The organism is Marivivens donghaensis, assembly GCF_011806565.1.
GTDB lineage: Bacteria > Pseudomonadota > Alphaproteobacteria > Rhodobacterales > Rhodobacteraceae > Marivivens > Marivivens donghaensis_A.
Window position 1 is genome coordinate 508,169 of record NZ_JAATOP010000001.1, and the last position, 20,399, is coordinate 528,567.

A 20,399-nucleotide genomic window follows, 5' to 3' on the forward strand; every position below is an offset into this window, starting at 1 on the left:
CGACTATTTGGCTCGTTCGATGGCGAAGCGGTCGATGGCGTCTTTCAATTGTGCTAGCGTGTAGCCTTCCCTCAGATAGACTTCCTGCGTGACACCTGACCGGGCGTGGCCAACAATGCACTGGATGATCGGCTCTGGCACGTTCGCTTGCCCTAGTCGCGTCACCACGGTGTGCCGCAGGCTATGGAAGACAAGGCCCGGTTGCTTGATCCCCAGCTTGGGCAAGAAACTCTCGTTGCACCAGCGGCCCAAGTTGCGACCGTAGCCGCCATTGGCGCTGTAGCTGTAGTCTGGGAACAGGCGTGTGCCGTTCCTGCGACTGTCCACGAAGTCGAGAAAGCCAAGGCGGATCAACTCCGAATGCAGCGGCACCTTGCGCCGTCCTGCCTTAGACTTAACGCTTTTGGTGTCGTCGCCTTCGTCGGTGATGTTTAGGAACCATGTATCGCCGTCCTGCTTCACATCGGCAATGTCGAGTTGGCAAATCTCGTTCAGACGCGCCCCGGTGAACATGCCTAAGAGCATTCCCCACTTATGGCTGTCCTTGCGGACCAGCCCGGACGGGTTTCTCGTCAACTCGGTGTAGATCAGGCGCGCTTGGTCTGGTGTGAAGGGCTTACGCTCGCTCTCGCTGGCCTTGTCCTTCTTCACCTTCATACCTTCAAAGAGCGTATGCGGTGAATGCCCATGCCGTTCGGCCCAGTCGAAGAACATCTTGAACATCTGGATATGGCTGTTGATCGTCTTGGCTGCGATCTTCTTGTGACCGGGTTCCTTGATGACTTGCATCAACGGTACGGCCTTCAACTTGGGCTTCGTGTTCCGGCTTGCCGGTAGCGCCTGTAACACCTTCTTTACTTCGCTGGCATCCTGCTTGGTGATCATTGCAAGCAACCGATCAGGGCCGAAGTATTCTACAAGGATGTTCAGGTAGGCACGGTTCTGGCCAGTGGTTTTTGCGGCCCACTGCCGCGAATGCTCAGCAATGAAATCATCTACCGCCACGCCCAGAGGCGATGAGGCTGGCAGAGCGGGTGCAGGAGCGGCAGGAGCGCTGGCTGGGACATCGTCATAGGAGTAATGCTCAAGACGCTCAGCGGCTTCGAGAACGCGCCTGAGCATGTCCCGGCGGCCTTGGCGTAGCTGGTGGGTGATCCGTGGCTGGCTGGCGTTCCATTGTTCGTCTGACACATCCATGACGCGCTTGAAACGCTCAACGGGCAACCACTGTGGAAAATCCGTCTCCATCTCTAGGAAACTTTCATGGTCCAGTATTTCTTCGCGAATGTCCGTTAGGGCGTTCTTCGACAAACCGCGACGGTCCAGCCAATCAAGGTACTGGTCCAGTTGCGCCTTGAAGTAGGCTTGCACCTTGTCGCGTATCTCGCTTTGTCTCAGTCCTGCCAATGCGTTGTTCTCTCGCAGTATTCTTCCGCAGGATGCAAGATGGCGGGCCAAATCACCAGCCCGATCCGGGCAACGTGTACGCAAGGATATGCGTATTGACGCTCGCTTTCCCTCCCTAGTGTGAGGGATAGACCAGCGAAAGTAGTAAATCCCGTGTCTTGAGGGGCTTAGATAGGATGACAGCATCATAGGGCGTGTGTCCCACTTTGTGTCCCACTCGACCGTTCAGCCGCTAACCCTATGATTTAGAATGAAATGGAGGCGAGTACCGGAATCGAACCGGTGTACACGGATTTGCAATCCGCTGCGTCACCACTCCGCCAACTCGCCGCCGTGGTGTGGTATGGTTCGCGTGATCTATACCGGAACTTCAGAACGTGCAAGCGGGTCAGATAGGATATTCTTTGACTTTCGGACATTGCGGGTTCGGGTTAGATATGGTTAGAACCTAATTGGAACTGAACGAAAGAGTTTAGACCGTGGCTGAATACACCACCCGCCGTACAATGATGGTCGATACGCAGATCCGCCCGTCGGATGTGACCAAGTTTCCGATCATTGAAGCTTTCCTCGCCGTGCCGCGCGAAGCTTATGTGCCGTCGGCACAACGCGAAGCCGCCTACCTCGGCGAGAACGTCGCAATCGGCGAGGGTCGAGTGATGCTCGAACCGCGCACCTTTGCTAAGCTGCTGGATGCGCTCAATATTCAGCCTAACGAAGTCGTTCTGGATCTGGGTTGTGGCCTCGGTTACTCGACCGCTGTCATGGCTCGAATGTCTGAATTTGTCGTAGCCGTCGAAAGCGACGAAGCAATGGCTGCTGATGCGCAGGCGCTTCTGTCCGAGCACGGCGTGGACAACGCCGCAGTGATGACGAACCCGCTGGCCGAAGGCTGTGCCAAGTCCGGTCCGTACGATGTCATCATTCTCGAAGGCGCTGTCGAGGTGGTTTCTGATTCCCTTCTGGCCCAGCTCAAGGAAGGCGGCCGCATTGCGTGCCTCTTTGCCGAAGGCGAGCTTGGTGTGGCCCGTGTTGGCTACAAGCTGGATGGACGGATCAATTGGCGGTTTGCGTTCAACGCTTCCGCTCCGGTTCTCGCCGGTTTCGAGAAAAACAAAGAATTCGCCCTCTGAGCCGGGAACGCAGTGGATGGGCGCCATGGATATAACAAGGGAAAGCCATGTTCACGCGTAACAAACTTCTCACAACCGCGATGGCGGCAGTATTTGGGCTGTCGGCATCGCTGGCTTCCGCTGAAACCTTCGGTCAGGCACTGAGCTCGGCCTACGAAAATAGCGGTCTTCTTGAATATAACCGTGCCGTTCTGCGCGCTGCCGACGAAGATGTGGCGCAGGCTGTTGCCTCGCTCCGTCCGGCTGTTTCGTGGTCTTCCTCGCACTCGCGCGCGTACGACTTCGATGGAAACCTCCTTCAGACTTCGACCGAACTGGCCCGTATTTCGGCGAGCTTCGATATCTGGGACGCCGGTATCGGCGCCATGGGTGTCGAACAGCAGAAGGCCACCGTTCTGGCGACCCGCGAGTCGCTGAAGTCGGTCGAGCTTGATGTGCTCAGCTCGGCTGTGTCGGCGTACCTCAACGTCCAGACCGCAGGGGAATTCGTGAACCTGCGCGAAAGCAACGTCCGCGTTCTGACGCAGGAATTGCGCGCTGCGCGTGACCGTTTCGATGTGGGCGAAGTCACTCGCACCGACGTTTCCATCGCCGAAGCCGCGCTCGCATCGGCCCGCAGCCTTCTGGCCGTGGCGCAGGGTAGCCTCGCCAATGCGCGCGAAGCCTATGTTGTCACCATCGGCCACCTGCCGTCGAACCTTCAGGGCGTTCCGGTGGCTCCGCTGCCGATGAACCTGACGGATGCGCAAGCCTACGCGGTTCGTAATCATCCGACCGTTGTTGCTCTTCAGCACCAGATCGCTGCTGCCGAGATCGGCCTGACCCGCGCGCAAAACGCGACCATGCCGACCGTTTCGGCTACCGCGACTGCGGGCATCGACGAAGATTTCAACGGTGCAGCCCAGTTCGGCATCAACGCTGGCGGTCCGATCTACCTCGGCGGTCAGCTCGACAGCACCGTGCGTCAGGTGCGTGACCGCATCGACGGTCTGCGCGCCCAGCTTCACCGCGCTAGCCTACTGATCGAGCAGGGCGTTGCGAACGCTTACTCGAACTATCAGGTCGCTGTCTCAGCGTCCGAGGCATATTCGCGTCAGGTTTCGGCTGCCCAGCTGGCATTCGACGGTGTCCGCGAAGAAGCCAGCGCGGGTTCGCGCACCACGATCGACGTTCTGAATGCAGAGCAGGACCTGCTCGACGCACGCGCCAACCGCGTGTCGGCTCAGGCCGATGTGGTTCTGGCGAGTTACGGCGTTCTCTACGCGATGGGCCTGCTGAACGCGTCGCACCTGAACCTCGACGTCACGCAGTACGACGTCGAAGCGCACTACAATCTGGTTGCCGACGCACCGCTGGCTCGTTCCGAGCAGGGCGCCGCGCTGGAGCGTGTTCTTGAGGCACTCCGTTAACCGAGAGTTGCAAATGTGAACAACCGGATCAGCGTTAATGTTGTCTGCGGGGTGTCACTGGTCTAAATTGATCGTGAGGCAAAGCAGGATAATAAAATGTCTGATCCGGTCACCAATGTCGAAATCGAGGACGTGCTGACGTCCATCCGTCGACTCGTGTCCGATAACGAGTGGGCACGCCCTAAGGTTTATCGCCCTGACAGTGCAGAGGATGCACGTCAGATGGAGAAGGCCCCGAAATTCGCCGACAAACCGGCGGCGGAACGATTCGTTCTCACCCCTTCATTGCGCATCGCGGAATCGGCAGAACCTGCTGTTTCGGCTGTGGAAAATGTCGAGGTCGAAGAGGACGAAGAAGTCGCCATCACCTACAGCGAACCCTATGCGGAGCCCACGGCCCCCGTGGTGGACGGAGCGCCCGAGCAGGAGCCGCAGTTCCAGACCAAGCGCCTTATGCCAAAGGACGCCGTCGAATTTTCTTCTGATTATACTGAAGACTCCGATACCATGGCCGCAGACGCTCGCATGAACGAGCTCGAGCGCATGATGGAAGAGTTGGAGGCGGCAGTGAACCACGGCAGTGAATGGGACGACGAAGCGCCGTTCGAACACGTCGCGGACTCGTCCGCTGTTCGTCCTATGCGCGAATCCGACACGGTCGAAGATGCTGAAGTGGCTGACGATGCGCCGGAACTCGGCGTTCTCGAAACCGCTATCGAAGATGCGATCTTTGACGCGATCCAGACCGCGCCGCGACAGCCTGAGCCGGAAGTTCAGACGCTGTTCGATGCGGAAGAACCTGTAGTCGATGAGCCCGCCGCTGCGCAGGATCACTACATGCCCCCGCAGCGGGATGAAGATTTCGCGATCCCCGAAGAAGACGCCTACGAGCACAACGACGATCCTGACCTCGATCTGGACGCCGATCCGCTTGAGGACTTCTACGATACCGGCCCGCAGTTCGAAGAAGCCGCGCTGCGCGAAATGGTCCGCGATATCATCCGCGAAGAACTGCAAGGCAAGCTGGGCGAGCGCATCACGCGCAACGTCCGCAAGCTGGTTCGCCGCGAAATCTATCGCGTGATGGCGCAGCAGGATTACGAGTGATCAGCCGTTCTCGGCGATCCGCAGAATAGCATCCAGATCCAGATAGGTTTCCATGTGCTCGGCCAACGCGTCGAGCGCAGCATCCACCGTTGCCGCATAGCCAGGCGTCGCGGTGGCACCGAGCGTTTTGAGGAACGCCGCGCGGAACCCGTCAGCGGCGAACAGCCCGTGGATATAGCAGCCGAGCACCTTGCCATCTGCGCTCGCCGCACCTTCGCCGCGCCCGTCGAGCGTCAGCCAAGCGCGCTCGCGGTCGGGGCCTTCCGTTACGCCGATATGGATTTCGTACCCGCTCACCGCCTCGCCGGAGGCATTGTGCAGCGCGCTCGAAATCGTCAGGCGCTTCATCGGCTTCATCTCGGTCACGACATCCAGCAGGCCAAGGCCCTCGACGCGGGCAGGCGCGCCCTCGATCCCATCGTCGTCGTGTATCGCTTTCCCGAGCATCTGGTAGCCGCCGCAAATTCCGAGAACCCGCCCGCCACGGCGTACATGTGCGTAGAGGTCGATATCCCAGCCTTGCTCGCGGAGATAGGCGAGGTCAGCTATGGTCGATTTGCTGCCGGGGATCAGCACGAGGTCCGCATCGGCAGGTAGGGGGCGTCCGGCTTCGATAATCTCGACAGTCACATCGGGCTCGGCGGATAGCGGATCAAGGTCGTCGAAATTTGCGATACGGTTCAGGCGCGGCACGGCGATTTTCACGTGCCCACCGGGGCGGCCTTTAATGTCCATCACGTCCTCGGCGGGCAGGCGCCACGCATCGGCAAACCACGGAACGATGCCGAGCGGCGTCCATCCGGTGCGATCGGTGATGACGTCCATGCCCTCGGCGAACAGCGTTGTGTCACCGCGAAATTTATTGACGGCAAAGGCTTTGATCCGGTCGCGGTCCTCGTCAGGCAAAACAGCGTGCGTGCCGACGAGCTGAGCGATGACCCCGCCGCGGTCGATATCACCGATCAGGGCAACGGGGACGTTCGCGGCCTCTGCAAAGCCCATGTTCGCAATGTCGCCCGCGCGGAGGTTCACCTCGGCCGGCGATCCCGCACCTTCAACGACGACCAGATCGAACTGGCTCGAGAGCCGTTTGAAACTATCCAACACGGCAGGCAGCAGGGTCGATTTCGTCTTGCCGTAATCCCGCGCTTTCATCGTGGCGACGCGCTTGCCCTGCACGATGACCTGAGCGCCGACATCCGTTTCGGGCTTCAGGAGGACAGGGTTCATGTCGGTGTGCGGCTCAAGCCCCGACGCCAGCGCCTGAAGCGCCTGTGCACGCCCGATTTCCCCGCCATCTATAGTAACGGCAGCATTGTTAGACATGTTCTGAGGCTTGAACGGTGCCACTGACAGCCCGCGTTTGCGGAACGCACGGCACAGGCCCGCAACCAGCATCGACTTGCCGACATTCGAGCCAGCACCCTGAATCATGATCGCTTTGGCCATGCGCGTTCCTCCGTTCCGCTGCTTGTAGCGGGGGAATGTCCGACTGTGAACATACCCTTGGCGCCGCAGGTGCTCTCGCACCCGTCGACGTAAATGTGAGGATTTGCGACATTCGCTTGCTCCCCTGTTGCTGGCGGATATGCTGGAGCGAACGAGGGAGAGGCGAGCATGAAATCAGCGGTCTTGGCAGCGGTGATGGCCCTGTCGGCGGGGCAGGCATCGGCTGACGAAGTCATTGTTTTCGCTGCGGCCTCTCTCAAAACCGCACTGGACGAGATCGCCTCGGATTATAAGGCCGAGACGGGCGAGACCGTTCTGATATCCTACGCAGGAAGCAGCAAGCTCGCGCAGCAGATTATCCAAGGCGCACCGGCGGACGTGTTCATCTCTGCCTCGACGCAATGGATGGACGCGGTAGAGGCGGAGGGGCTGCTGACAAAGGGAAGCCGAACCGACCTCCTTGGCAACTCACTGGTTCTGGTCGGCTTTGAGGATGCAATGTTCGACATCGCGGGTTTGCCCGAACACTTGGGCAACGAACGCCTCGCGATGGCCCTCGTGAACTCCGTTCCGGCAGGGCAGTACGGCAAAGAGGCGCTGACGTCGCTCAGCCTTTGGGGCACGCTCGCGCCCTCCGTGGCGCAGGCGGATAACGTACGAGCCGCGCTCGCGCTGGTGGCGACGGGGGAGGCTCCTTTCGGGATCGTTTACGCCTCCGACGCGGTGGCCGAGCCTTCGGTCCACGTCATCGCGACTTTTGCCGAGGACACCCACGCGCCGATCATCTATCCCGCCGCATTGACGACCGAAGCCAGTGATACGGCCTTCCTTGATTACCTCTCCACTCCGCAAGCCGCCGATGTGTTCGAGGCGCAGGGGTTCACCGTGATGCAGGGCAAAGAGTGACGGACTGGCTCAGCCCCGAAGAGTGGCAGGCGGTTCTGCTGTCGCTCAAGGTGGCGCTCTGGGCTACGGTCTGGAGCCTTCCGCTCGGCATTTTCACAGCCTATGCGCTGGCCCGTTGGCGGTTTCCCGGACGGCAGTTACTAAACGGGCTGGTGCATTTGCCGCTGGTCCTGCCGCCTGTCGTGACGGGCTACCTGCTGCTTATTGTCTTCGGTCGGCGCGGTGTGATCGGCAGTGCCTTGGCGGATATCGGGATAGTCTTCGCGTTCCGCTGGACGGGCGCGGTGCTGGCCTGCGCGATCATGGCCTTTCCGTTGCTGGTGCGCGCCATCCGCCTATCCATTGAGGCCGTCGATCCGAAGCTTGAACAGGCTGCCGGAACGCTGGGCGCGTCAAAGCCGTGGGTGTTCATCACCGTGACCCTGCCGCTGATCCTGCCGGGCGTGCTTGCGGGAGCAGTCCTCGCTTTCGCCAAGGCGATGGGAGAATTCGGCGCGACGATCACCTTTGTCTCCAACATTCCTCGGCAGACGCAAACTCTTCCGTCGGCGATCTACGCTTTCCTCCAAGTGCCCGGCGGCGAGGCATCGGCGATGAGGCTCGTCATCATCGCAGTCGTCATCGCGATGGGCGCGGTGGTGCTGTCCGAGTACTTCTCGCGCCGCATTGCGCGCAGGGTGAGCGGGCAATGACGGTCTCGGTCGATATCCGCCACCGCTTCGGTGATTTTGCCTTGGACGTGCAGTTCGAGGCGCCGCAGGGGCTGACGGTGCTATTCGGGCGTTCGGGGTCGGGCAAGACCACCGTGATCAATGCGGTCGCGGGCCTCATCACGCCCGACAGCGGACACATCGCCGTCGATGGCCGCGTGCTGATGGGCGACGGGGTGGACCTGCCGCCACACAAACGCCGTGTCGGCTATGTGTTTCAGGATGCGCGGCTGTTCCCGCACCTGACGGTCCAGCAAAACCTGCACTACGGACGCTGGTTCGCGCCGAAGTCCGCGCGGCCCCAGAACGCGGGCCGCATTATAGAGATGCTCGGGCTTGGTCAGTTGCTGACCCGCAGACCAGCGCAACTGTCTGGCGGCGAAAAGCAGCGCGTCGCCATCGGACGGGCGCTGATGTCCGGCCCTGATGTGCTGCTGGCCGACGAGCCGCTGGCCGCGCTGGACGAGCAGCGCAAGGAAGCGATCCTGCCGTATTTCGAAAAGCTTCGCGACGAAGCGGGTGTGCCGATCCTCTACGTCAGCCACTCACCCAGCGAGGTTGCGCGCCTCGCCACGACGGTCGTAGCGTTGCAAAACGGCAAGGTCTTGCGGGCAGGGGAGGCGCACGACGTGCTGTCGGACCCTGCCGTCACTCCGGTCGGTGCGATGGCCGCCGGTGCGATGCTGACGACGACCGTCGGCATGCAGCACGAGGATGGCCTGACCGAGCTTCGCTTCGGGGCGGAGAGCCTTTTGGTCCCGCACGTCGACAAACCGGCCGGCGCGGGCGTGAGGGTGCATGTCGAGGCGCAGGATGTGATGCTGTCGCTTGAGCGCCCCACGGGTATTTCGGCCCTGAACGTTATTCCGGCCAAGGTCAGGTCGATCCGTATGGGCGACGGACCAGGTGCGCTTGTGCAGCTGGAAACGGGTGGAGAGCGTCTTCTGGCCCGCGTCACGCGGCGCAGTGTGGCAGCCTTGGGCCTCACCGAAGGGCTGGAGCTCTATGCGGTTCTGAAGGCCGTATCGGTATCCCGAAGCAATCTCGGGTCCTGAAAACAGAAACGCGGCCCGAGCAGAGGACCGCGTTTCAGTAACATTAAACTTTGGACAAGCCTTACGCGGCTTCGTCCTGTGCAGCAGCATGACGGCGTTCGCTTTCTTCGCGCGACAGTGCAACCGAAGTACGGATGCCCTTGGCGACGAATTCCATCAGACCGTTTACAACGCGCTCGTTCGGGTCGATCCCGGCGCAGGTGAGAACTTCACGGCCGTCACGCGAACGCGCCCAGCGGGCGATCTGTTCGGGACCGTTGCCGTACTTTTTATCATCGGCAATCGCATCATCAAGAGCAGCGAGGACGACAGCGGCGAAGAGCTTGCGCGCGCGGTTGCCTTGCTCGTTATTGAATGCGGTGCCATCTACGAAATCGTTCATTTCGCGTCCTTTGTTGTTTTTGCTCTTGTGGTTCAGGCGTAGGGGGCAATATCCCTATTTCGTCTTGATTCGGGGGCCCTCTTTTGGAATGGCAGCTATGCACTCACTGCATGGCCTGACCGGCGAATTTCAAGTATTGCGCGTGCGGCTTGCCGAACGCATTGGCCCGATGTAATGCGCTATCAGACTCCGGCAACCTATAGTCACGGAAAAGAGACCACTCATGCCCAAGATCAACGGCAACGAAATCAAAATCGGCAATATCCTCGAGCATGACGGCGGCCTCTGGGCTGCGGTGAAAGTTTCGCACGTCAAGCCCGGCAAAGGCGGCGCCTTCGCTCAGGTCGAAATGAAGAACCTGCGCACCGGCTCCAAGCTCAACGAGCGCTTCCGTTCGGAAGACAAGGTGGAGAAAGTCCGCCTCGAGCAGAAAGACCAGCAGTTCCTTTATGAAACCGACGGCCGTCTGGTGTTCATGGACACCGAGACCTTCGAGCAGGTCGAGATCGACGCGGAACTCCTTGGCGAACGTCGCCCGTTCCTTCAGGACGGCATGACCGCTACCGTCGAATACTACGACGAAGAAGCGCTGGGCGTTTCGATCCCGCAGAAGGTCGTTTGCAAGGTCGTCGAGACCGAGCCGGTCGTCAAAGGCCAGACCGCTGCGAACTCCTACAAGCCGGCGATCCTCGACAATGGCGTCCGCATCATGGTTCCGCCGTTCATCGGCACCGACGAGGACATCATCGTCAACACCGACGTGATCGAATACTCCGAACGCGCCTGATTTGGCCCGCTGATGCGGACCAAGCCTCCGGCGGAGGTATTTTTATCAAAGTGAAAAGGGCGCGGGATTTCCGCGCTCTTTTGCTTTCTTCGGCTTGCTCGCGGGCTGGGTAGGCGTTTAACTCGGGCGGCTATGACCAATGATCCTCGCCTGACACCGCTTGCTGCGTCGCTTCCCGCGACTGTTCCCTTCGTAGGTCCGGAGGCCCGTGAGCGGCAGACGGGACGGCCATTCGTGGCGCGGCTTGGTGCAAACGAGAACGCGTTCGGGCCGTCGCCGTGGGCAATTGCCGCCATGCGACGGGCTGCGATGGACAGCTGGAAATACGGGGATTCCGAGAGCCACGATCTGCGCCGCGCGATAGCCGAGCGAGAGGGAGTGTCGCCCGAGAACGTGATGGTTGGCGAAGGTATCGACGGGTTGCTCGGGCTGTTGGTTAGGCTTTTCGTGGCGCAGGGCGACAATGTGGTGACGTCTGATGGCGCCTATCCTACTTTCAACTATCATGTCGCGGGCTTCGGCGGCACGTTGCACCCGATCCCGTATACCGGTGATTTCGAGGATCCCTCCCGCCTGATTGCCAAGGCCAAGGAAGTCAGCGCAAAGCTGATCTATTTCGCCAATCCCGATAATCCGATGGGCACGATGCACGACGCCTGCACAGTCGTGCGCATGGTGCAGGCGGTTCCAGAGAGCGCGCTGCTGGTGCTCGACGAGGCGTATCTGGAGTTCGCGGACGAGAGCGTCGTGCCTGATATCCCGATCGAAGACGCGCGTGTCATCCGGATGCGGACGTTCTCCAAGGCTTACGGGTTGGCTGGCGCGCGTGTGGGATACGCATTGGGGCCGAAGGCGGTGATTTCTGCTTTTGATCGCGTGCGGAACCACTTCGGTATGAGCCGGATGAGCCAAGCGGGGGCGTTCGCGGCTTACCGTGACGAGGAATGGCTCGCCCATGTGCGGGCCGAGGTCATCATGGCGCGTCGCCGGATCGGAGAGATTGCCGCTGAATGCGGGCTTACGGTCATTCCTTCATCGACCAATTTCGTTTGTATCGACTGCGGGCGCGACGGGGCTTTTGCCAAGTGCGTGCTGGATGCCCTCGACGCGCGAGGCATCTTTGTCAGGATGCCCTTCGTCGCGCCCCAAAACCGCTGCATCCGCGTGAGCTGCGGCACGCCCGAGGAGCTCGACGCCTTTGCGGAGGCGCTGCCTCTGGCACTTGCAGAGGCAGCAGCAGGTTAAGCGGACAACAGGCGCGTGGCGGCTTCGACAGCGCCGTCGCCATGCGGGATTTGCAGGGCTTTGAGGCCTGCGTCGATTGTCGCGATGACGCCCAGCACCATATGCGCGTTGATGTGGCCCATGTGGCCGATGCGGAACCATGCGCTGTCGGGCGTGCGTCCGAGGCCGATGCCGAGCGTGACGCCTGCTTCGTGTTCGCACCAGTGACGCAGACGGTCCGCATCGTTGTGACCGAGGTGGACGGACGTCACAGCGTGGCTGCGGTGCGCGGCATCGGCCATGTTCAGGCGCATTTCGCCCTTCTGGCCCCATGTCTCGATGGCCGTCCAGATCATCTTGGCCAGTTGCGAATGGCGTGCCCAGATGTGGTCCAGACCTTCGGCGCGGATCAGGTCCAGCGCGGCGCGGAGGGCATAGAGGTGATGCGTCGGCGCGGTGCCGCCCCAGTACTGGTGGAAGAAATCGGGCGTCGCGCGCGGGCGCCAGTCCCAATAGCGGCTCGCCAGATCGGCGGTGTTGCGGGCTGCGTCGGCCTTGTCGTTGAACCAGACGAAACCAAGGCCGGGAGGAGTCATCAGACCCTTCTGGCTCGCAGCGACGATCACGTCGACGCCCCATTCGTCCATCTTCATCTCGTCACAGCCGAGCGAGGCGATGCAGTCGACCATAAGCAGGGCAGGGTGACCGCTCGCGTCCATCGCGCGGCGGATCGCGGGGACGTCGTTGCGGATGCCGGTCGAGGTATCGACGTGGCAAAGCGTGACAGCGCGGATTTTGTGTTCGGTATCGGCGCGAAGGGCGGCTTCGATACGGGCGGGGTCAACGGCGGCTTCCATGCCGTGTTCCAGCATCTCGACATCGAGGTGCAGGCCCTGTGCCATGTCGGCCCAACCATGACCGAAGCGGCCATTCACAGGCACCAGTACCTTGTCGCCGCGCGAGGCAACATTACACAGCGCCGCTTCCCAGACGGCGTGGCCGTTACCGATGTAGATCGCCACGAAATGTTCGGTGCCCGCGACGTACTTCAGGTCGGGAACCAGCCCATTGGCGAGGTTATGCAGTTCACCCTCATAGATATTCGGGGCCGGCCGCATCATCGCGCGCAGAACGGAGTCAGGCATGACCGAAGGGCCCGGAATGGCCAGATAGGGGCGGCCGTTGGAAAGTGTCATCGAATTCTTCCTTGGAATAGTGCGGCGAGACTACTCCAAGCCGAAGCGGGGTCAATCGGGCTGGCGCTTTCATCCTGCGCTTATTATCGCTATTGGCATGTGCAGTTATGAAAGGAAGCGGTGTGACTGAACCCGAGACCAATGCACGCGCTCTGTTCGGCTGGCTCTGGCGCCGGTACCTGAAGAAACAGACGGGCGGCCTGATGGCTGCCGTGTTCTTCATGGTGCTCGAAGGCTCGATGCTCGGCGTGCTGAGCTGGGTCATGAAGCCGATGTTCGACAACGTGTTCGTCGAAGGACAGTCCGGCTCGCTTTGGTTCGTCGCTGTTGCCGTTCTGGTCATTTTTACCACCCGCGCGATCAGTTCTGTCGCCCAGCGAGTGCTGATGAAGCGCGTGAGCGAGAAGGCCGCCGCGGTCATTCGCCTTGACCTGCTGCGCCACCTCATGCGCCTCGATACCTCGTTCCATCAGGTCAACCCGCCGGGCAATCTGATCGAACGTGTGCAGGGTGACGTTCAAGCGATCGGCACGGTCTGGACTGGGATCGTCACCGGCATCGCGCGTGATGGTGTCGCGGTCATCTGGCTGTTCGGTGTCGCGATGTACACCGACTGGCGCTGGACCGTTGCCGCGCTGATCGGCATCCCCGTGCTCGTGCTGCCCTCGACGCTCGCGCAGCGCTACGTGCGCCGCAAATCCAAAGAAGCCCGCGATGTCGCCGCCAAGATGTCGACCCGCCTCGACGAGGTGTTCCACGGCATCAACCAGATCAAACTGAACTCGCTCGAGGACTATCAGGCCGACCGCTACAACGCGCTCGTCGATGCCCGCGTACGGACCGAAGTGAAATCCGCGCTCGGACAGGCAGCAATCCCCGGTCTGATCGACGTGATGACGGGCGTCGGTTTCATGGCCGTGCTGCTCTATGGCGGCGCCCAGATCATCGAAGGCGACAAGACCGTCGGCGAGTTCATGTCGTTCTTTACCGCGATGGCGCTGGCCTTCGAACCGCTCCGCCGCCTCGGCAATATCTCGGGTCTGCTGCAACAGGCTGCGGCCAGTATCGAGCGTGTCGTGACCGTCTTCGATACCCAGCCGACCCTCGTTTCGCCCGCCCAGCCCAGGCCTGTTCCGCAAGAGGCTCCGCCGATCGTGTTCGATGACGTGAGCCTAGCTTACGGTGAATTCCCCGTTCTGCGCGGCGCCACCTTCACCGCCGAGGCGGGTAAAACCACCGCGCTTGTTGGAGCGTCCGGCGCTGGTAAATCCACCGTCTTCAATGTGCTCACCCGCCTTGTCGAACCGCAAAGCGGCCTCGTCACCATCGGAGGGATCCGCTCACAGGACTTCGCGCTCGAGGACCTGCGCGGCCTCTATTCGGTCGTGACGCAGGACGCGGCGCTCTTCGACGAAACGCTCCGCGAAAACGTGCTGCTCGGCCGCGATGTGCCCGAAGACCGCCTGCGGGACGTGCTGCAAGCCGCCCATGTCGCCGATTTCGTGCCGCGTCTGGCAAACGGCCTCGACAGTCCCGCCGGTCCGCGCGGCTCGAACCTGTCGGGCGGCCAGCGCCAGCGCGTAGCCATCGCCCGCGCCCTACTGCGCGATACACCCGTGCTGCTGCTCGACGAGGCGACCTCCGCCCTCGACACCCGCAGCGAGGTGATCGTCCAGCAGGCGCTCGAAAACCTCTCCAAAGGCCGCACCACGCTCGTTATCGCCCACCGCCTCTCGACCGTGCGCAACGCCGACAAGATCGTGGTGATGGACAAAGGCACCGTGGCCGATCAGGGCACCCACGACGAATTGCTCGAACGCGGCGGCATCTACGCCGATCTTTACCGCCTGCAGTTCAACTCCGAGAACTGATACCTATATCCGTCTGACGGATAAGAGGAACGCTATGAGCACACGCACCATTCTGGCCGTCACCGGCAGCGACCGCGAAAAATTCCTGCAAGGTCTCGTCACCAACGATGTCTCGAAAGCGCGCGGCGGGATCGCCTACGCCGCGCTTCTGACGCCGCAGGGCAAATACCTCGCCGATTTCTTCATGGTGGGGCAGGAGGATCGCATCCTGATCGACGTCGATACCTCACTCGCGCCGATGCTGCTCCAGCGTTTGTCGATGTACAAACTCCGGTCCGATGTCCAACTCGAGGCCACGGACATTCCTGTTGCGCGCGGAACCACGGACGCCCCCGAAGGCGCACTGACCGACCCCCGCGACCCTGCGATGGGATGGAGGCTCTACGGCAGCGAAGGCGACGACGGCACCGACTGGGATGCGCTCCGCATCGACCACCTGATCCCTGAAACGGGCAAGGAACTCGGCCCCGACAGCTATATCCTCGAAATGGGTTTCGAGCGTCTGAATGGCGTCGATTTCAGAAAAGGTTGCTATGTCGGTCAGGAAGTCACCGCGCGCATGAAGCATAAAACGGAACTGAAAAAGGGCCTCGCCCGCGTCACCTTGGACGACCCCGTCGACGCCGGCACAAGCCTCACATCGAACGATCGCCCTGCTGGCACCGTCCACACCGTGGCCGGAAACAAGGCGCTCGCCTATCTCCGCTTCGACCGCGCCGAAAACCTCACCGCAGGCACGACACCGGCCAAGGTCGACTGACCCCTCTGCCTTGGTGCCTCAAATATCCTGGGGTGAATTGGCGAAGCCAAGAGGGGCAAAGCCCCTGAAACGAAAAAGGGCGACCACTCGGGCCGCCCTTTTGTTTTATCAACCGATCTCTGCCAGTCGGGCCAGCGCGGCTTTCAGCTGCGCTTCTTCTTCCTCGCGCAGCGCGAGGTTGCCTTTGGCTTCTTCGACAACCTCGTCCGGCGCGGAGGCGACGAACTTCGGGTTGTTCAGACGGCCACGCAGACCGCCCAGCTCTTTCTGCAACTTGCCGAGCACCTTTTCGATGCGGGCCTTCTCGGCATCCACGTCGATGATGTCGGCCAGCGGCAGTGCGAAGGTCGCGCCATTGGTCGGGATCGTGATCGAGCCTTTGGGCGCTTCGGCAGCTTCGGTAATATCACCAATGCGGGCCAGACGCTTGATCAACGTCTCGTTGCTGGTCAGCGCAGCCTTCGCGGCGTCCGCGGCTTCCTGCATGACGACCGGCACATAGAGGCCAGCCGGCACGTTCATCTGCGCGCGGGCCGAACGGATGCCTTCGATCAGCGAGATCGCCCAGTTCATTTCCGCGTCGGCCTTCTCGTCGACAAGTTCGGCCATCGTGTAGGTCGGCCAGTCGGCGTGGACGAGCATCTTGGAACGGTCCTCGGCAAGGGTGCCCCACAGCTCTTCGGTGATGAACGGCATGATCGGGTGCAGCAGGATCAGACACTGGTCGATGACCCAGCCCATGACCTTCTGCGTTTCCGCCTTGGTCGCTTCATCACCGTCGAGGATCAGCGGCTTCGAGAATTCGACGTACCAGTCACAAACCTTGCCCCAGACGAACGCATAGAGCGCCAGCGCAGCGTCGTTAAAACGGTAAGCAGCCAGCGCTTCGTCCACGGTTTCGCGAACGCGGGCGGTTTCGCCGATGATCCACTTGTTGACGGTCGCGGTCGCCGTCGGAATTTCGGTCTGGCCGCAGACAGCGCCGTTCATCTCTGCAAAGCGCGACGCGTTCCAGAGCTTAGTGCCGAAGTTGCGGTAGCCTTTGATGCGGTCCTCGGACAGCTTCAGAACGCCGCCGATGGAGGCCATCGCGGTGTTGGTGAAGCGCAGCGCGTCCGCACCGTATTCGTCGATGATGACGAGCGGGTCGATCACGTTGCCCGTGGTCTTGGACATCTTCTTGCCCTTCTCGTCGCGGACGAGGTCGTGCAGGTAGACGGTGTGGAACGGGATGTCGTCGACGACAGCAAGCTGCATCATCATCATACGGGCGACCCAGAAGAACAGGATGTCCTGACCGGTGACGAGCACGTCGGTCGGGAAGTACTTCGAGGTGCTTTCGTCCCAGTTCGGCCAGCCCAGCGTGCCGATCGGCCAAAGACCCGACGAGAACCAGGTGTCCAGAACGTCGGGATCGCGTCTAAGCTCTACGAAAAGCGAGCCAAGCTTACCTGCCTCTATTTCCGCACTCCAACCGCTTTCAGCGATCGTAATGGCTTCCTCACGTCGTCCGGCGGAGTCGGGGCTCGATTTCTGCTCGCCAGCGTTGCCTACTTCTACGACAATTTCACGCCCCGGATACTTTTCTTTGTATAGATCGTGAGCTTGGCGAACGGCTTCGGCTTCGGTCGGGGCACAATAGGCTTTGCCTTCGAGGTCGTACCACACTGGGATCTGGTGGCCCCACCACAGCTGACGCGAGATGCACCACGGTTCGATGTTTTCGAGCCAGTGGTAGTAAGTCTTCTCGCCCGACTCCGGCATGATCTTGGTTTTGCCGGTGCGCACGGCCTCGAGCGCAGGCTCAACGATCTTCGAAGTTTCAACGAACCACTGGTCGGTCAGCATCGGCTCGATCACGACCTTGGAGCGGTCGCCGAACGGCTGCATGATCTTCTTGGCTTCGATCAGCGGAACGAGCTGCTCTTCCTCGGTGCGCATCTCGCCGCCCTCGGCGGGCTCGACAGGCGCTTTGACGGCGGCCTTGCCCAGACGCGGGTCGGTCGCTTCGGTCATGACGGCGAGGCCCTCGGCGACAATCGCTTCGACGACCTTCTTGCGTGCCTCGAAACGGTCGAGGCCACGGTACTCGTCAGGCACGAGATTGATCGCGTCGATTTCCTGAACGGTGAAGTCCTTGCCGCCCGCGTACTCGGCAGCCTTCGCGGCTTCGTCGCTGTAGGGCGCACCATCGGCACGCATCGCGCCGCGGGTATCCATCAGGCGGTACTGCGGAATGTTGTTGCGCTTGGCGACTTCGTGGTCGTTGAAATCGTGAGCACCGGTGATCTTTACCGCGCCCGAACCGAAGGTCATGTCGGGGTATTCGTCGGTGATGATCGGGATCAGGCGGCGGTGCTCTTTCGGACCGACCGGAATTTCGCAGAGCTTGCCGACGATGGGCGCATAGCGTTCGTCATCGTGGTGAACGGCAACAGCGCCGTCGCCGAGCATCGTCTCGGGGCGCGTGGTCGCGATAGAGATATAGTCGCGCTCTTCGGTGAACACGACGTTACCGTCCTCGTCCTTCTCGACGTAGGTGTAGGTCTCGCCGCCAGCCAGCGGGTACTTGAAGTGCCACATTTGGCCGTCGACTTCGGTGTTCTCGACTTCGAGGTCCGAGATCGCGGTTTCGAAATGCGGGTCCCAGTTCACCAGTCGCTTGCCGCGATAGATGAGGCCCTTGTTATACATCTCGACGAAGACCTTGATGACCGCGTCGTGGAAGTTGCCGTCCTCGCCGTCGGGCGCATTTGGCGCGCCAGACATGGTGAAGGCATTGCGCGACCAGTCAGCGGACGAGCCCAGACGCTTCAGCTGGCTGATGATGGTATCGCCGTACTGCTGCTTCCATTCCCAGACCTTGCCGAGGAACGCCTCGCGGCCCAGATCGCGGCGACCCGGTTGGCCGCTGGCGGCGAGCATCTTTTCGACCTGAAGCTGGGTTGCGATACCCGCATGGTCCTGACCTGGCTGCCAGAGCGTGTCGAAGCCGCGCATACGGTGCCAACGGATCAGGATGTCCTGAAGCGTGTTGTTGAAGGCGTGGCCGACGTGCAGAGCGCCCGTCACGTTCGGCGGCGGGATCATGATGCTGAAGGTTTCGTCACGGCTCGCGTTGGCGCCAGCCTTGAATGCGCCGGACTCTTCCCACTTCTTGTAGATGCGGGCTTCGGCCTCGGCGGCGTTGAAGCTTTTTTCCATCGGCATAATGCGGATCCCTAATTCTGGTTGGGGATCAGATAACCCGTGGCTGGTCCGAGGGAAAGGGGTCAGACCGTCCGGTCGATGCGCGTAGACAGATGAATAAGGCTTTCGAGCAGGATCACACCGTCGATTTCACCGATCTGGTCGAGCGCGGAGTCCAGCTCGAGCGTGTTGTTCGTCCGCAAGAGGCAGCACAGATCGAAACGGCCGGAGGTCGTATGGACAGCCTCCACCGCAGGCATCCGCTTGAGGTGGGTCAGCACACCGGGCAGTGCGGCGGGGCGGATCTGCACAAGGACGGTCGCCTTGATCGACTGCCGCTGGGCCTGATCCGATAGCCGCACCGTATAACCGGCGATGACGCCGGACCGTTCCAGCCGTTCGAGCCGTGCCTGAACCGTCGTGCGGGCAAGGCCCAGCCGCGCGGCCAGTTTCGCCACCGGAAGGCGGGCATTTTGCGAAAGCTCGGCAATCAAAAGCCGATCGGTGTCATCAGTTTCGGTCATATTGACGATGATGTCGTCAAACTGCCGATCATCCAAGACAAATTAAACAATTCGCCCCCACATTTTGACACAAACGGGCCTTACTCTTATCGTACGAGACAGGAGTTCCCATGCTGCACCAGCCAGTTCGTCAGACCTCTATCGCAGAGTTCTTGCAATCCTATCAGGGTGGCGGCTCGGTTCATTTCTTCAGTCCAAGCCTGCTCGCGGCCAAACTGGCGGAGTTCCAGCGCGGCTTCGGTGGCCTCGTGACCTTTGCGGTCAAGGCCAACCCGACAGAGGATGTCCTGTCGACCCTTTGCCACGGCGGTCTTCACGGGTTCGATGTTGCGTCCCCTGAAGAAATCGCTTTGGCGCGCAAGATATGCCCCACCGCCGCGCTTCACTACAACAATCCCGTCCGCACCCGCGCCGAGGTCGAATTCGGCGTGGCGAATGGCGTGGCGTCCTGGTCGGTCGACGACTGGGACGAACTGGAAAAACTGCTCGCCCGCGTGCCCGAGGACGCAGAGATCGCTGTGCGGTTCAAGTTGCCGGTGGAGGGCGCGGCCTATAACTTCGGTGCGAAATTTGGCGCGACCCCGCCGCTCGCAGCCATGATGCTCGCGCGCGTGGCAGAGGCGGGGCGCAAGCCGTCGCTCACCTTCCACGTCGGCACGCAATGCGTCGATCCCGCCGCGTGGGGGCAGTACGTCGGAGAGGCTGCCGCAATCGCTGCCGAAGCGGGCGTGACCATCGAGCGGCTCAATATTGGCGGTGGTTTCCCCGCCTCGCGCAATTACCGCGTCGAGATGATGCCTTTCTTCACCGCGATCAAGGAAGCGCTGGGCGCGTTTCCCGTGCAGCCGACCTTGATCTGCGAACCGGGCAGGGGCCTCGTCGCCGATGCCTTCGCACTCGCCGTGCAGATCAAATCGGTGCGCAACGACTGCATCTACCTCACGGACGGCGTGTATGGCGGGCTGTCGGAGCTCCTGTCCATGCCCGCGCCATCCTTCGCCGTTCTCTCCGAAAAGGGCTGGCGTAAGGGCCCGCACCGTCCGCGCAAAGCGTTCGGGCCGACCTGCGACTCCATCGATGTGCTGCGCGACCCGCTCGAACTGCCGATTTACCTCGATGAAGGCGACTGGATCGTTTTCCGTTCGATGGGGGCCTATGTCACGGGCGTGACGACCCGTTTCAACGGCTATGGCAGTATCGAAATGGTGACGCTCGACACACTCGATGCGCCGTTCTGAGAGATTGGCCTTGCCCCCGCACTGAACTACCTTTTCTCATGCGAGGGAAGGG

The 20,399-nt window shown here is 61.3% G+C and carries 17 protein-coding genes and 1 tRNA gene; 11 read left to right on the forward strand and 7 right to left on the reverse strand.

Annotation, left to right across the window (positions count from 1 at the left end; genetic code table 11):
- Window positions 1-3: 3 nt before the first annotated feature.
- Together HCZ30_RS02515 and HCZ30_RS02520 are read right to left on the reverse strand one after the other, a co-directional pair.
- A complete protein-coding gene (locus HCZ30_RS02515) occupies window positions 4-1,407 on the reverse strand; it encodes a site-specific integrase (RefSeq protein ID WP_246212537.1) in 1,404 nt (467 codons plus the stop codon).
- 256 nt (window positions 1,408-1,663) lie between these two features.
- Window positions 1,664-1,737, reverse strand: a tRNA-Cys gene (locus HCZ30_RS02520).
- A 149-nt stretch (window positions 1,738-1,886) separates the two neighbouring features.
- Here HCZ30_RS02520 and HCZ30_RS02525 point away from each other — a divergent pair.
- The 3 genes from HCZ30_RS02525 (at window position 1,887) to HCZ30_RS02535 (ending at window position 5,056) form a co-directional block, all read left to right on the forward strand.
- Window positions 1,887-2,540 (forward strand): methyltransferase domain-containing protein, encoded by a 654-nt coding sequence (locus HCZ30_RS02525; protein WP_167636184.1) that lies wholly within the window; start codon window positions 1,887-1,889, stop codon window positions 2,538-2,540.
- Between the two features lie 47 nt (window positions 2,541-2,587).
- Window positions 2,588-3,949, forward strand: a complete 1,362-nt coding sequence (locus HCZ30_RS02530) for a TolC family outer membrane protein (protein ID WP_246212539.1) — start codon at window positions 2,588-2,590, stop codon at window positions 3,947-3,949.
- 96 nt (window positions 3,950-4,045) lie between these two features.
- Window positions 4,046-5,056 carry a hypothetical protein gene (locus HCZ30_RS02535; protein WP_167635707.1) on the forward strand — a complete coding sequence of 337 codons (1,011 nt, stop codon included), beginning with the start codon at window positions 4,046-4,048 and terminating at the stop codon, window positions 5,054-5,056.
- Here the strand turns inward: HCZ30_RS02535 and HCZ30_RS02540 are convergent, their stop codons facing one another.
- Window positions 5,057-6,505, reverse strand: a complete 1,449-nt coding sequence (locus HCZ30_RS02540; RefSeq protein WP_167636185.1) for a cobyric acid synthase — start codon at window positions 6,503-6,505, stop codon at window positions 5,057-5,059. It lies immediately after the preceding gene.
- 168 nt (window positions 6,506-6,673) lie between these two features.
- On the opposite strand from HCZ30_RS02540, the gene modA reads away from it, so the two are divergent.
- Genes modA through modC form a run of 3 tightly spaced genes read left to right on the forward strand, consistent with a single transcriptional unit; the run spans window position 6,674 to window position 9,176 of the window.
- The gene (gene modA / locus HCZ30_RS02545; RefSeq protein ID WP_167636186.1) at window positions 6,674-7,411 is read left to right on the forward strand and encodes a molybdate ABC transporter substrate-binding protein; all 738 of its coding nucleotides are present in this window, start codon (window positions 6,674-6,676) and stop codon (window positions 7,409-7,411) included.
- Window positions 7,408-8,103 (forward strand): molybdate ABC transporter permease subunit, encoded by a 696-nt coding sequence (gene modB / locus HCZ30_RS02550; protein WP_167636187.1) that lies wholly within the window; start codon window positions 7,408-7,410, stop codon window positions 8,101-8,103. The genes modA and modB overlap by 4 nt, the downstream gene beginning before the upstream one ends.
- Complete coding sequence (modC, locus tag HCZ30_RS02555; protein WP_167636188.1) at window positions 8,100-9,176, forward strand: molybdenum ABC transporter ATP-binding protein; 1,077 nt, start codon at window positions 8,100-8,102, stop codon at window positions 9,174-9,176. Before modB ends, modC begins: the two co-directional genes overlap by 4 nt.
- A gap of 61 nt (window positions 9,177-9,237) precedes the next feature.
- On the opposite strand, the gene HCZ30_RS02560 is transcribed toward modC, so the two are convergent.
- Window positions 9,238-9,558 (reverse strand): DUF6280 family protein, encoded by a 321-nt coding sequence (locus HCZ30_RS02560; RefSeq protein ID WP_167636189.1) that lies wholly within the window; start codon window positions 9,556-9,558, stop codon window positions 9,238-9,240.
- Between the two features lie 223 nt (window positions 9,559-9,781).
- Here HCZ30_RS02560 and efp point away from each other — a divergent pair, with 223 nt between their 5' ends.
- The gene (gene efp / locus HCZ30_RS02565) at window positions 9,782-10,345 is read left to right on the forward strand and encodes an elongation factor P (RefSeq protein ID WP_167636190.1); all 564 of its coding nucleotides are present in this window, start codon (window positions 9,782-9,784) and stop codon (window positions 10,343-10,345) included.
- A gap of 132 nt (window positions 10,346-10,477) precedes the next feature.
- Window positions 10,478-11,590, forward strand: a complete 1,113-nt coding sequence (locus HCZ30_RS02570; protein WP_167636191.1) for a pyridoxal phosphate-dependent aminotransferase — start codon at window positions 10,478-10,480, stop codon at window positions 11,588-11,590.
- Here the strand turns inward: HCZ30_RS02570 and HCZ30_RS02575 are convergent.
- Window positions 11,587-12,765 carry a pyridoxal-phosphate-dependent aminotransferase family protein gene (locus tag HCZ30_RS02575; RefSeq protein WP_167636192.1) on the reverse strand — a complete coding sequence of 393 codons (1,179 nt, stop codon included), beginning with the start codon at window positions 12,763-12,765 and terminating at the stop codon, window positions 11,587-11,589. The two genes, HCZ30_RS02570 and HCZ30_RS02575, sit on opposite strands and share 4 nt — an antisense overlap.
- 107 nt (window positions 12,766-12,872) lie before the next feature.
- Here HCZ30_RS02575 and HCZ30_RS02580 point away from each other — a divergent pair, with 107 nt between their 5' ends.
- A complete protein-coding gene (locus HCZ30_RS02580; RefSeq protein WP_167636193.1) occupies window positions 12,873-14,636 on the forward strand; it encodes an ABC transporter ATP-binding protein in 1,764 nt (587 codons plus the stop codon).
- Window positions 14,637-14,670: 34 nt separating this feature from the next.
- A complete protein-coding gene (locus tag HCZ30_RS02585) occupies window positions 14,671-15,396 on the forward strand; it encodes a YgfZ/GcvT domain-containing protein (RefSeq protein WP_167636194.1) in 726 nt (241 codons plus the stop codon).
- A 108-nt stretch (window positions 15,397-15,504) separates the two neighbouring features.
- Here HCZ30_RS02585 and HCZ30_RS02590 read toward each other — a convergent pair whose 3' ends face one another.
- Both HCZ30_RS02590 and HCZ30_RS02595 read right to left on the reverse strand, forming a co-directional pair.
- Window positions 15,505-18,606, reverse strand: a complete 3,102-nt coding sequence (locus HCZ30_RS02590) for a valine--tRNA ligase (protein WP_167636195.1) — start codon at window positions 18,604-18,606, stop codon at window positions 15,505-15,507.
- 62 nt (window positions 18,607-18,668) lie between these two features.
- Complete coding sequence (locus tag HCZ30_RS02595; RefSeq protein WP_167636196.1) at window positions 18,669-19,109, reverse strand: Lrp/AsnC family transcriptional regulator; 441 nt, start codon at window positions 19,107-19,109, stop codon at window positions 18,669-18,671.
- A 110-nt stretch (window positions 19,110-19,219) separates the two neighbouring features.
- Between HCZ30_RS02595 and HCZ30_RS02600 the strand changes: the two genes are divergently transcribed.
- The gene (locus HCZ30_RS02600; RefSeq protein ID WP_167636197.1) at window positions 19,220-20,347 is read left to right on the forward strand and encodes a type III PLP-dependent enzyme; all 1,128 of its coding nucleotides are present in this window, start codon (window positions 19,220-19,222) and stop codon (window positions 20,345-20,347) included.
- Window positions 20,348-20,399 lie beyond the last annotated feature (52 nt).

What these genes read in the sequence shown, in the direction of transcription:
- HCZ30_RS02530 (WP_246212539.1), top strand. Translation starts at nt 2,588, where the DNA reads ATGTTCACGCGTAACAAACTTCTCACAACCGCGATGGCGGCAGTATTT.
- HCZ30_RS02535 (WP_167635707.1), top strand. Translation starts at nt 4,046, where the DNA reads ATGTCTGATCCGGTCACCAATGTCGAAATCGAGGACGTGCTGACGTCC.
- HCZ30_RS02540 (WP_167636185.1), bottom strand. Translation starts at nt 6,505, where the DNA reads ATGGCCAAAGCGATCATGATTCAGGGTGCTGGCTCGAATGTCGGCAAG.
- modA (WP_167636186.1), top strand. Translation starts at nt 6,674, where the DNA reads ATGAAATCAGCGGTCTTGGCAGCGGTGATGGCCCTGTCGGCGGGGCAG.
- modC (WP_167636188.1), top strand. Translation starts at nt 8,100, where the DNA reads ATGACGGTCTCGGTCGATATCCGCCACCGCTTCGGTGATTTTGCCTTG.
- HCZ30_RS02560 (WP_167636189.1), bottom strand. Translation starts at nt 9,558, where the DNA reads ATGAACGATTTCGTAGATGGCACCGCATTCAATAACGAGCAAGGCAAC.
- efp (WP_167636190.1), top strand. Translation starts at nt 9,782, where the DNA reads ATGCCCAAGATCAACGGCAACGAAATCAAAATCGGCAATATCCTCGAG.
- HCZ30_RS02570 (WP_167636191.1), top strand. Translation starts at nt 10,478, where the DNA reads ATGACCAATGATCCTCGCCTGACACCGCTTGCTGCGTCGCTTCCCGCG.
- HCZ30_RS02575 (WP_167636192.1), bottom strand. Translation starts at nt 12,765, where the DNA reads ATGACACTTTCCAACGGCCGCCCCTATCTGGCCATTCCGGGCCCTTCG.
- HCZ30_RS02580 (WP_167636193.1), top strand. Translation starts at nt 12,873, where the DNA reads ATGAAAGGAAGCGGTGTGACTGAACCCGAGACCAATGCACGCGCTCTG.
- HCZ30_RS02585 (WP_167636194.1), top strand. Translation starts at nt 14,671, where the DNA reads ATGAGCACACGCACCATTCTGGCCGTCACCGGCAGCGACCGCGAAAAA.
- HCZ30_RS02590 (WP_167636195.1), bottom strand. Translation starts at nt 18,606, where the DNA reads ATGCCGATGGAAAAAAGCTTCAACGCCGCCGAGGCCGAAGCCCGCATC.
- HCZ30_RS02595 (WP_167636196.1), bottom strand. Translation starts at nt 19,109, where the DNA reads ATGACCGAAACTGATGACACCGATCGGCTTTTGATTGCCGAGCTTTCG.
- HCZ30_RS02600 (WP_167636197.1), top strand. Translation starts at nt 19,220, where the DNA reads ATGCTGCACCAGCCAGTTCGTCAGACCTCTATCGCAGAGTTCTTGCAA.